Genomic DNA, 440 nt, shown 5'->3' on the forward strand with positions numbered 1-440 from the left:
TGATGGATCAACAAGCCAAAAGTTCAGGCACAGCATGGGTAACGGGTATTCCTTATTGGGACTTAAAAGAATCGCAGAAAAATGGCTATCCAATGTACTCCAAAAGTATGATGGCTTCTGGCGCGGATTCTTCAGGCTTATATAAAAAACAACGTCTGGTGCCTTTTGGTGAATATATTCCACTTTCAGGATTATTGGCTTGGGTGTTACCTGCGCTACAAAATGATCCATCCATGAGTGGATTTTCCCAAGGTGCATCCAATCAGAAACCTTTTAATATTAAAGGACATGATTTAGCTGCAGCCATTTGTTATGAAGTGGCCTATCCGAATCTCACTCGACGAAATGCGATTAATAGTGACTTTTTAGTGACTGTTTCTAATGATGCTTGGTTCACCGGTACAGCAGGCCCATTACAACATCTTCAAATGGTGCAAATG

At 41.1% G+C, this 440-nt stretch carries 1 protein-coding gene; it reads left to right on the forward strand.

Annotated features, from left to right (window positions below):
- On the forward strand, positions 1–440 hold a 440-nt coding region (locus EYW48_RS21480; protein ID WP_277433077.1), incomplete at both ends, for a nitrilase-related carbon-nitrogen hydrolase.

Origin of the sequence: Vibrio sp. 1180_3 (genome assembly GCF_029478545.1) — a bacterium.
Lineage (GTDB): Bacteria > Pseudomonadota > Gammaproteobacteria > Enterobacterales > Vibrionaceae > Vibrio > Vibrio aestuarianus.